At 62.8% G+C, this 8,741-nt stretch carries 8 protein-coding genes and 2 pseudogenes; 4 read left to right on the top strand and 6 right to left on the bottom strand.

Annotated elements, in window-relative coordinates; translation table 11 throughout:
• The coding region (locus tag JOY90_RS07725) for an ABC transporter permease (protein ID WP_291690555.1) at positions 1-575 on the top strand (575 nt) is incomplete at its 5' end.
• Positions 576-846: 271 nt separating this feature from the next.
• Positions 847-2,816, top strand: a pseudogene (locus JOY90_RS07730) (methyl-accepting chemotaxis protein).
• A gap of 13 nt (positions 2,817-2,829) precedes the next feature.
• Here JOY90_RS07730 and epsC read toward each other — a convergent pair.
• Positions 2,830-3,597: a serine O-acetyltransferase EpsC gene (gene epsC, locus JOY90_RS07735; RefSeq protein WP_367276892.1), complete on the bottom strand. Its 768-nt coding sequence runs from the start codon at positions 3,595-3,597 to the stop codon at positions 2,830-2,832.
• Between epsC and JOY90_RS40080 the strand changes: the two genes are divergently transcribed.
• Positions 3,520-3,684, top strand: coding sequence for a hypothetical protein (locus JOY90_RS40080; RefSeq protein ID WP_367276893.1), 165 nt, complete (start codon positions 3,520-3,522; stop codon positions 3,682-3,684). The genes epsC and JOY90_RS40080 overlap by 78 nt on opposite strands.
• 108 nt (positions 3,685-3,792) lie before the next feature.
• On the opposite strand, the gene JOY90_RS07740 is transcribed toward JOY90_RS40080, so the two are convergent.
• From JOY90_RS07740 to JOY90_RS07760, 5 genes are read right to left on the bottom strand one after another with little or no spacing between them, the layout of a single operon-like run.
• A complete protein-coding gene (locus JOY90_RS07740; RefSeq protein ID WP_291690557.1) occupies positions 3,793-4,365 on the bottom strand; it encodes a flavin reductase family protein in 573 nt (190 codons plus the stop codon).
• A gap of 58 nt (positions 4,366-4,423) precedes the next feature.
• Complete coding sequence (locus JOY90_RS07745; protein ID WP_291690558.1) at positions 4,424-5,653, bottom strand: acyl-CoA dehydrogenase family protein; 1,230 nt, start codon at positions 5,651-5,653, stop codon at positions 4,424-4,426.
• Positions 5,654-5,685: 32 nt separating this feature from the next.
• Complete coding sequence (locus tag JOY90_RS07750; RefSeq protein ID WP_291690559.1) at positions 5,686-6,687, bottom strand: NrtA/SsuA/CpmA family ABC transporter substrate-binding protein; 1,002 nt, start codon at positions 6,685-6,687, stop codon at positions 5,686-5,688.
• A 23-nt stretch (positions 6,688-6,710) separates the two neighbouring features.
• The gene (locus JOY90_RS07755; protein WP_291690560.1) at positions 6,711-7,418 is read right to left on the bottom strand and encodes an ABC transporter ATP-binding protein; all 708 of its coding nucleotides are present in this window, start codon (positions 7,416-7,418) and stop codon (positions 6,711-6,713) included.
• Positions 7,415-8,188 carry an ABC transporter permease subunit gene (locus JOY90_RS07760; protein WP_291690561.1) on the bottom strand — a complete coding sequence of 258 codons (774 nt, stop codon included), beginning with the start codon at positions 8,186-8,188 and terminating at the stop codon, positions 7,415-7,417. The genes JOY90_RS07755 and JOY90_RS07760 overlap by 4 nt, the downstream gene beginning before the upstream one ends.
• Positions 8,189-8,606: 418 nt before the next feature.
• Here JOY90_RS07760 and JOY90_RS07765 point away from each other — a divergent pair.
• Positions 8,607-8,741, top strand: a pseudogene (locus JOY90_RS07765) (alkanesulfonate monooxygenase); the annotation flags it as partial.

Here is an 8,741-nt window from a genome sequence, read left to right on the forward strand (position 1 = left end):
TCCTGCGCGCGCTGAGCGGCTTTTTGATCTCGCTCGTGGTCATCGTTCCGCTCGGCCTTGCGGTCGGCTGGTACGCCCGGCTCGGCGATCTCCTCAATCAGTTCATCGAGGTCTGTCGCAATACCGCGCCGCTCGCGCTGTTACCTGTGTTCATCCTGCTGCTCGGGATCGGCGAGTTCTCAAAGATCACGATGGTGATCTATAGCTGCGCCTGGCCCCTGCTGCTCAACACCATCGCGGCCGTCAAGCAGGTCGACCCGCTCCTGGTCAAGTCGGCGCGGACCATGGGCGCGAACTCGCAGCAGCTCTTCCGCAAGGTGATCCTGCCGGCCGCGCTGCCCACGATCTTCGTCGGAATCCGCCTCGCAAGCGCGTCGGCCATGCTGGTGCTGGTCGCCTCCGAAATGGTCGGCGCCAAGGCCGGCCTCGGCTATCTCATCATCTACAGCCAGTACAGTTTCCTGATCCCGCAGATGTATTTTGGCATCCTCGGAATCACGGTCATTGGGCTCTCCTTCAATGCCGTGCTGGAGGCGATCGAGCGCCGCTTGATGCGTTGGAAGGCGGCTGTCTAGGGCGTCGCCGGCGGACCGCTTGCCTTTTGCTCTTGTCGCGTCAAGCGACTTCAGCCTGAGATGAGCGCGCCCGGAGCGTGCACGTCACGGTAGCTGCATTCCGGGAGAAGTCTTAAATTTCACTTACGTTTTGGCGATCACTCGTAGTTCTACCGGGCTGCGTTAACAAACCCTTGGCATCTTCCTCGTAAGCTCTGCCCATAAAATGAGCGACTGTCCGCCCGAGCAGCGCCGCACTTCCTTTTCGTCCAGTCTTTCCGGGGAACTTCCAATGAGCGGCTTTTCAGTTCGCCTCACGCACAAGATCATGGCCATTGGTGTCACTGGACTTGTCGCGCTTCTCGTCGTTGGCGGGATCTATCAGGCCGGTAACCTGTCACAGGAGGCCTCGCGCGCATCCGCGACAAGCGCCCGCGCCATTTTCGATCTCAACAAGCAGCTTTCGATTGAAATGCTCGAAGCGCGCCGCGCAGAAAAGAACTTTCAGACGCGCCATAACGAGTCTTACGCGAAAACCCACGCTGAGCTCGTCGGAGTGATCAACCGCGATTTCGACAAGCAGTTCGCGATGATGACGGCGCAAGGCCTTGGCGCGCTTGCGGAGAAGACGAAAGCGGCGCACGAAAGCTTCAAGTCCTATGCTGCCGATTTCGCCGGGCTGGTCAGCGCCGAGACCAGGCTAGGGCTGAACGAGACGCTTGGTCTGAGCGGTTCATTGCGATCTGCAGCGCACGAAGTGGAATCCAAGCTCAAGCAAATCGACGATGCACGCCTGACCAACGGATTCTCAACCATGCGCCGGCACGAGAAGGACTTCATGCTGCGGCGCGACCAGAAATATATCGACGATTTCAAGAAGGCTGTTGCTGACTTCTCCAACACGCTGACAGCCCTTTCTCTCCCTGGCCCTTCTCCAGCGGAGATCACCGCGAAGCTGGAGAAGTATCAAAGTGAAGTTCTGGCCTGGGCCGAAACAGCGCGACAGGTCGCCGGATACGATGTCAGCATGATGAAGACTTTTCGCGGCTTCGAACCACTGATGGTGGAGATCGGCCAGGCTGTCCAAAAGCTGTACGCGGAGGCCGAAGCTGCAGAAGCGAGAAGCCGCGATAACGTCAAAACGTGGATGCTGATTGCTGTCGCGCTCTCCTTTGTCGCGATGGGGGTTCTGTCGTTCGCCATCGGGCGCTCAATTTCGACCGCGCTGACCGCGATGGTTCGTGCCATGACAAATCTGTCAAAGGGCGATACCCGGGTGAATATCCCGGGGATCGGCCGCGGCGACGAGATCGGCGAGATGGCGAACTCGGTTCAGGTTTTCAAGAACAGCATGATTGAAACGGCGCGATTGCGCACGGAACAGGCTGAAACCGAAAAGGTTCAGGCGGCGGGCCGCAAGGCGGAGATGATTCAGCTCGCGGATTCCTTCGAGGCGACCGTGGGCGAGATCGTCGAGTCGGTATCCTCGGCGTCGACTGAGCTCGAGGCATCCGCCACCACCCTGACCTCGACTGCCACGCGCTCGCAGGAGCGGGCGACAGCGGTTGCGGCGGCGTCGGAGGAAGCCTCCGCCAACGTGCAGTCGGTCGCTTCGGCGACGGAGGAACTGTCGTCCTCGGTGACCGAGATCAGCCGACAGGTACAGGAATCGGCGCGGATTGCCGGCGAAGCCGTCACCCAGGCCCGGACCACTAACGAGCGCGTCAGCGAGCTGTCCAAGGCAGCCGCACGGATCGGCGACGTGGTCGATCTCATCAACACGATCGCAGGCCAGACGAATCTTTTGGCACTTAATGCCACAATCGAAGCGGCGCGAGCGGGTGAGGCCGGACGAGGCTTTGCGGTGGTTGCTTCGGAAGTCAAGGCGCTGCTGAGCAGACCGCCAAGGCCACGGGCGAGATCAGTGGGCAGATCCTGGGCATCCAGGGCGCCACGGAGCAGTCTGCTGTCTCGATCCGTGAGATCAGTTCCACTATCGAAAGGCTGTCGGAGATTTCCTCGACGGTCGCGGCTGCGGTGGAAGAGCAGGGCGCGGCCACCCAGGAAATCTCGCGCAACGTTCAGCAAGCGGCATTGGGCACCGATCAGGTGTCGTCCAACGTCACCGAGGTGCAGCGCGGCGCTACCGAGACCGGGACTGCCTCTTCGCAGGTGCTGTCGGCAGCTCAGATGCTGTCCGAAGACAGCAATCGTCTCAAGGTGGAGCTTACAAAGTTTCTCGCCACCGTGCGTGCGGCCTGACGGCTCTTGCGGTTCAATTCTGGCCTGTACCGGGTTTGTTGCGGGCTGTTGCCTGAGTGACGACGCTGTTCGGCGGGACGTCCTGGGTCAGCCAGACGTTACCGCCGATGGTAGAGCCGCGGCCGATGGTAATCCAACCCAGGATGGTGGCGCCAGCGTAGATCACGACGTCGTCCTCGACGATCGGATGACGGGCGTCGCCTTTGATCAATTTTCCTTCGTCGTCGGTCGGGAAGTGCCGGGCGCCAAGGGTGACGGCCTGATAGATGCGTACGTTGTCGCCGATGATCGCCGTCTCGCCGATCACGACGCCGGTGCCGTGATCGATGAAGAAACCGGACCCGATGCTGGCGCCCGGATGGATGTCGATGCCCGTCCGGGTGTGGGCGATTTCCGCGACAAGCCTCGCCACGAGTCGCGCATCAAGGCCATGCAGGATATGAGCAAGCCGGTGATGAATGATCGCCGTCATGCCGGGATACCCGATCAGGATCTCCGGAAAATTCTTCGCCGCGGGATCGCCGACAAACGCAGCGCGAAGGTCGCTGATCAGAAGTCCACGCAGGGCAGGTAGGCGGGATGCAAAGCGGCGCGTGAGCTCGACCGCGTCCTTGCGATGAAATCCCGGCAGCAGTTCATCGCCGATGAACAGTGCTCCGCGGTGGATCTGCTCGCAGAGCTGGTCTAGTGCGATGCTCAGCGTATGGCCGACGAAATAGTCGATATTCTCGCCGTCGAGGTCGAACCGGCCATAGTGGCGGGGAAACAGCGCTTCGGTCAGCCTGTTGAGGATGTCTTCCAGCGCCTCGCGGGAGGGCGCGCGGCGCGCTTCGCCGTCACGGCGGATGCTATGCGTTTCCTCGCGTGAGACGCGCAGCTCGGCCACGATACGGTCGAGTTGCCATCGCTTCAGCGCGGTGCCGTCCTGGCTGGCGGCGACGGCATCCTCATCTGATGCGATTTCGCGCTTCATGCGTCACCGGACGTGCGGGAGGGGAATGCTGACCTCGGCGAGCAGGTCGAGGTCGTTGTCGGGATCGATTTCGATGTATTGGCCGTTCCAATAGACCAGCCCCGACAGGCGCGGCGCAAGTTCGAAGCTGAGCAGGCTGCCGACCACAATGCCATGGGAATGGCGCTCGATGATTTCCTCGACCTGGCATTCGATGGTCGCCAGCGAATGCCCAAGCAACGGCACACCGGAGGAGCCGGGGAACCAGTCGATGCCCTCGAAGCGCTGGCTGCCCTTCAGCCGTCCATTGCTGAAGCGGCCTGCGATCTCGTGCTGGTCGGATCCCAGGATATTGACGCCGAATACCCGGTAGCGGTCGATCAAAGGAAAGGAGGATGCCTGCCGGTTGATGCTGACCAGGAGGCGGGGAGGCGAGGCGCTGAGCGAGGTCAGCGAGGTCACGGTCATCCCCGTGATGTCGTTCCCCTGGCCTGCGGTAATGATGCTGACGCCGCCGGCGAGGCGGCGCATGACCGAACGGAACTGCTGCTCGACTTCGTTGGTCTCATCGACGAGATGGACGTCCGCTTTGGCCATCTGATGTGCTCCTTCCATCGACGTCTCACCCTGCATTGCCTCGTTTTCCGGCGACGGATCAGAAGAAGCCCTTGGCCGGCAGCGGGGTGCCATTGATCACGTGCTGCCCGATCGATCGGGCCTTGTAGGTGGTCGGATTGTGCGACGACAGCGTCCGCGCATTGCGCCAGTGCCGGTCGAAATTGGTCGCCTTCTTGGTGGCGGATGCGCCACCGACGTCGAACAGCAGGGTGCCGGCGCGGATCGCGAAATCGTCGGCGACGATCTTGGCCTGAGCCGACAATAGCGCTGCCCTGTGCGCGGCCTCCGCCGCCTCGGGCGCGCCGGCATCGAACGTGTCCGTGGCTACATCCAGAGCCTCGGCCGCGGCGAGGACGACGGTCTCGGCGGCGAAGGCGCCGCTTGCGATCTGACCGATGGTCTGTTGCAGCGCCGGATCGTCGGTCGGCACCGCGCTGGGCGCATAATAGAAGGTGCGCTTGCGCGAGCGGACCAGCGCCGCTGCATCGCGCAGCGCAGCGCGCGCGATGCCGGCGACGATACCGGTCAGGAACAGCTGGGCGAACGTGTTCGAATAGGGCACGCCATATCCGACGTCGGGCGCGTCGAACACGATCTCCTGCCGCTTGACGCGGACGTTGCGGAAATGCGTGGTGCCGGTGGCGGTCAGCCGCTGTCCGAGTCCATCCCAGTCGTCGATCAGTTCGATGCCGTCGCGCTTCACGGGAATGATGGTCGCGCCCGGCCGGCCTGAGGGATCGGCGGCGCGCACCAGGACATAGTCGGAATAGAGCGTGCCCGTACTGTAGTACTTGGTGCCGTTCAGGAGGTAGTCGTCGCCATCCGGCGTCAAAGTCGTGTTGGGGACGATGTTGCCGACCTGCGGGGTGTCCAACTCGGTGGTGGCAAGGCCGATGATGGCGCCATCGGCGACGGCCTGTTGCCACTGTCGGCCCTGTTCGCCGCGGGGATGACGCACCAGTCGCTCGACCACGCTGAAATGGTTGCGCAGGATGTGGGCGACATTGGCGTCGGCTTCGCCGAGGCGAATGATCACCTCGAACAGTTCCCGGATCGAGCTGCCGGCGCCGCCGGCAGATGCAGGTAGCCGCAACGCGCCGAGCCTGGCGCGGCGGATGAGATCGATCGCATCGAAGGGCAGGATACGCTCGCGCTCACGCTCGCTTTCGCCTTCGGCGATCTTTGCGAGCAGGCTGTCGAGCTCGGAGGAGCGTAGATCGATCGGGCTGGACGGTGCGAGGCTGGTGGCTGACAGAGGCTTGTTCATGTCTTGATCCCGGATGCGACTGCAGAATGCGATCAGAGCTGCGCCAGATGATCGGTGACCCTGACTGGCTCGGGCAGCACCTTTCGCGCGACCAGCCAGTCTGCGGCGCGCTGCAATTCGGACAGGAACTTCTCGTCGTTGACCGGGTAGTAGCGGTATTGCCGGTTCATGGCGATGAACTGGTCGCGGACCTGATCGCTGTATTTGCCCGCCTTCTGCGCGATGTATTCGGCGTCCTCGGTGTTCTCCGAGATCCACTTGCCTTCGGCGCGGAAGGCGTCGTTGACCGCGCGGACCAGCGCGGGATGATCGGTCGCGAATTTGCGCGTGGTGAGGTACGAGGTGTAGTCGATCTGGAATTCGAGGTCGCGGCCCTCGAGGAAGATATCGTGCGCCTTGTATTCGAGCCGCGCGATATCGACGCCCGGACTCCACATCGACCAGGCATCGACCTTGCCGGAGGCAAGCGCCGGCGCAGCATCTGGCGGATTGAGATAGACGAACTTGACCGCCGAGCGGTCGACCTTGTGCTTCTCGAGCGCGGCGACCAGCAGGAATTCGCCAAGCCCCGAGCGATTGACCGCGACCGACTTGCCGACGAGGTCCTCGATGTTGTTGATGCCGGAATCATCCTTGGCGATGATCGCCGTGGAGCGCGGCTCGTAAACGACGAACTGGGTAAAGACCAGCGGCGAGCCGGCGATGATGGCGGCCAGCGCCGGTGTCGTGCTCCCACCAAAGGAGAAGTCAGTGCTGCCGCCGGTCACGGCCTGCAAGGTCGGCGCGTGGTTCGGGAACGGCCCGAGCCATTCCACCTTGATGCCGTCCTTGGCCAGCACCTTCTCGAACTCGCCGCGCTCCTTGGCGATCAGGTTGAGGCCGCTGAGTCCCCAGGTGAGGCGCACGAGATCCGTGGTGCGGCCGGTCGCCGACCACGCCGGATTGAGATCAAGCCCGGCGAGCGCTCCGATGCCGAATGCTGCCGTGCCAAGGAAACGGCGTCGGGACGGGTTGTCAGACGATGAGATGGACATGGATGCGGTCCTTTCCAGACGGTTCATGCGGCATGTGCGGTCTTCACGCCGAGCTCGGCGAGCAGCGCGGATCGATCGACGGACCCATCGGCTTTGCGATGCTCGAAGGCGATGGCCCCGTCGCGCATGACCAGGATGCGATCGGCCAGCGCAATCGCTTCGTCGACGTCGTGCGTCACCAGCATCACGCCGGGCCGGTGATTGGCGACGAGCTCGCGGACGAGGTCGTGCATGCGGATGCGTGTCAGCGCGTCGAGCGCGGCGAATGGTTCGTCCAATAAAAGGAGTTCTGGTTGCTGCACCAGCGCGCGGGCGAGCGCCACGCGCTGGGCTTGCCCGCCCGAGAGGTTGCGAGGCCAGTCGTCGAGCCGGTCACCGAGGCCGACCTCTGCAAGCGCGGCGGCCGCGCGTTCGCGCGCGTCCGGGACTTGAAGGCCGAGCGACACGTTGCGCCACAGGTTGTCCCATGGCAGAAGGCGATGTTCCTGGAAGACAACGGCCGGCCGTCGTGGTGCAGCGATCCGTCCACCCTGGATCGTATCTAGGCCAGCCAGTGCCCTGAGCAGCGTGGTCTTGCCGCAGCCGCTTTCACCGAGCAGCGCGACGAACTCGCCGCGCTCGATGCGCAGGTTGAGCCTGTCGATCACGACTCTTTTGCCGTAAGCGCGCCGGAGATTGCTGACGACCACGGCCGGCGAGGACGTTACTGGCGGCGTCACGTGCACGGTCATCGTCCACCGCCGTAGTTCGGGTGCCAGGCCAATAAGCGCCGCTCGAGGAGCCGCGCGATCGCATCAGCTGCCACGCCGATAAGGGCGTAGATCACGATCGTGAGCACGATCACGTCGGTGCGCAGGAACTCTCGGGCGTCCATCGCAAGAAAGCCGATGCCGGATTGCGCGCCGATGGTCTCGGCGACGACCAGCGCCAGCCAGGCGGTTGCCAATGCATAGCGAACACCGGTGAGGATCGACGGCAGGGCGCCCGGGAGGACGATGCGCCGGATCAGTTCGAGCGAGCCGAGGCCCTGGATGCGTCCGAGCTCGATCAGCTTGGGATCGACCTGACGAATTCCCAATGTCGTGTTGATATAGATCGGGAACGTTACGCCGAGTGCGACCAGAAAGACCTTCTCGGCTTCGCCAACGCCAAGCCACACGATCACCAGTGGCAGCACGGCGAGGAAGGGAATGGCACGGATCATCTGGACGCTGCGGTCGATTGCCGCTTCCGCAATGCGCGAGAAGCCGACCAGCGTGCCGAGCGCAAAACCGACACTGCCCCCGATCGCAAAGCCCGCGGCAGCGCGGAGAAGGCTCACGCCGAGATCGTTCGGGAGGCCGCCATTGGTCGTAAGCTTGACTGCGGTGGAGATGACTTTGCTGGGCGCGGGCAGCACTTGCGGCGAAATCCATCCGGCCCGCGCCAGAATTTCCCACACGATCACCAGCGTGGCCGGCGCGACCCAGGAGAGCAGCAGCAGGCCGCGCTTGCCGAGCAGCGGTGTGTCAGTGCGCTCGGCCGATGCGGTTCCGTTGGTTGGGGACGCCTGTTTGAATTCGGCCGATGCTACGGTCTGTTCGATATTGCTCAAGGATGCTCGTTTCCGGTTGCGCCTCGTCGCGCGTCATGGAGCAAGCATGGTGCTGCACAGCAAACGGGCATCAGCGACTGCTCGCTGCGCCGCGACTGACAGCAACTCTCATCACGCGCACAAACTGTCCCACGAATTTTCGCGAACAGAAATAGAGCGGTTTTTCAATTGTCATTCGTTCCGGAGTTTGATGATGTCTTTGCGGGCGCTCGCACGGCAAAGAATATCTTTTGATGGTTGGTGCGCTTGCACCGCGGCTGTGCATTAGTCAAAACAAACCGCTTTTGCGCGCGACGCGATATGAAATCGTTCGAGAGAGGCTCTCATGACAGCAACATCTCCTCGCTTTGGAATCTGGGCGGTGGTGCACGGTTCACGCGGTGCGTATCAGGATCCCGACGAGCCCTATGACGCCTCTTGGGAGCGCAATCGCGACCTCGTGCTTGCAGCGGAACAGCTC

The sequence above is a fragment of the Bradyrhizobium sp. genome (assembly GCF_019242285.1).
In the GTDB taxonomy this organism is placed as follows: domain Bacteria; phylum Pseudomonadota; class Alphaproteobacteria; order Rhizobiales; family Xanthobacteraceae; genus Bradyrhizobium.

What these genes read in the sequence shown, in the direction of transcription:
- JOY90_RS07740 (WP_291690557.1), bottom strand. Translation starts at nt 4,365, where the DNA reads ATGGCCAAAGCGGACGTCCATCTCGTCGATGAGACCAACGAAGTCGAG.
- JOY90_RS40080 (WP_367276893.1), top strand. Translation starts at nt 3,520, where the DNA reads ATGGCCGACGAAATAGTCGATATTCTCGCCGTCGAGGTCGAACCGGCC.
- JOY90_RS07750 (WP_291690559.1), bottom strand. Translation starts at nt 6,687, where the DNA reads ATGTCCATCTCATCGTCTGACAACCCGTCCCGACGCCGTTTCCTTGGC.
- JOY90_RS07745 (WP_291690558.1), bottom strand. Translation starts at nt 5,653, where the DNA reads ATGAACAAGCCTCTGTCAGCCACCAGCCTCGCACCGTCCAGCCCGATC.
- JOY90_RS07755 (WP_291690560.1), bottom strand. Translation starts at nt 7,418, where the DNA reads ATGACCGTGCACGTGACGCCGCCAGTAACGTCCTCGCCGGCCGTGGTC.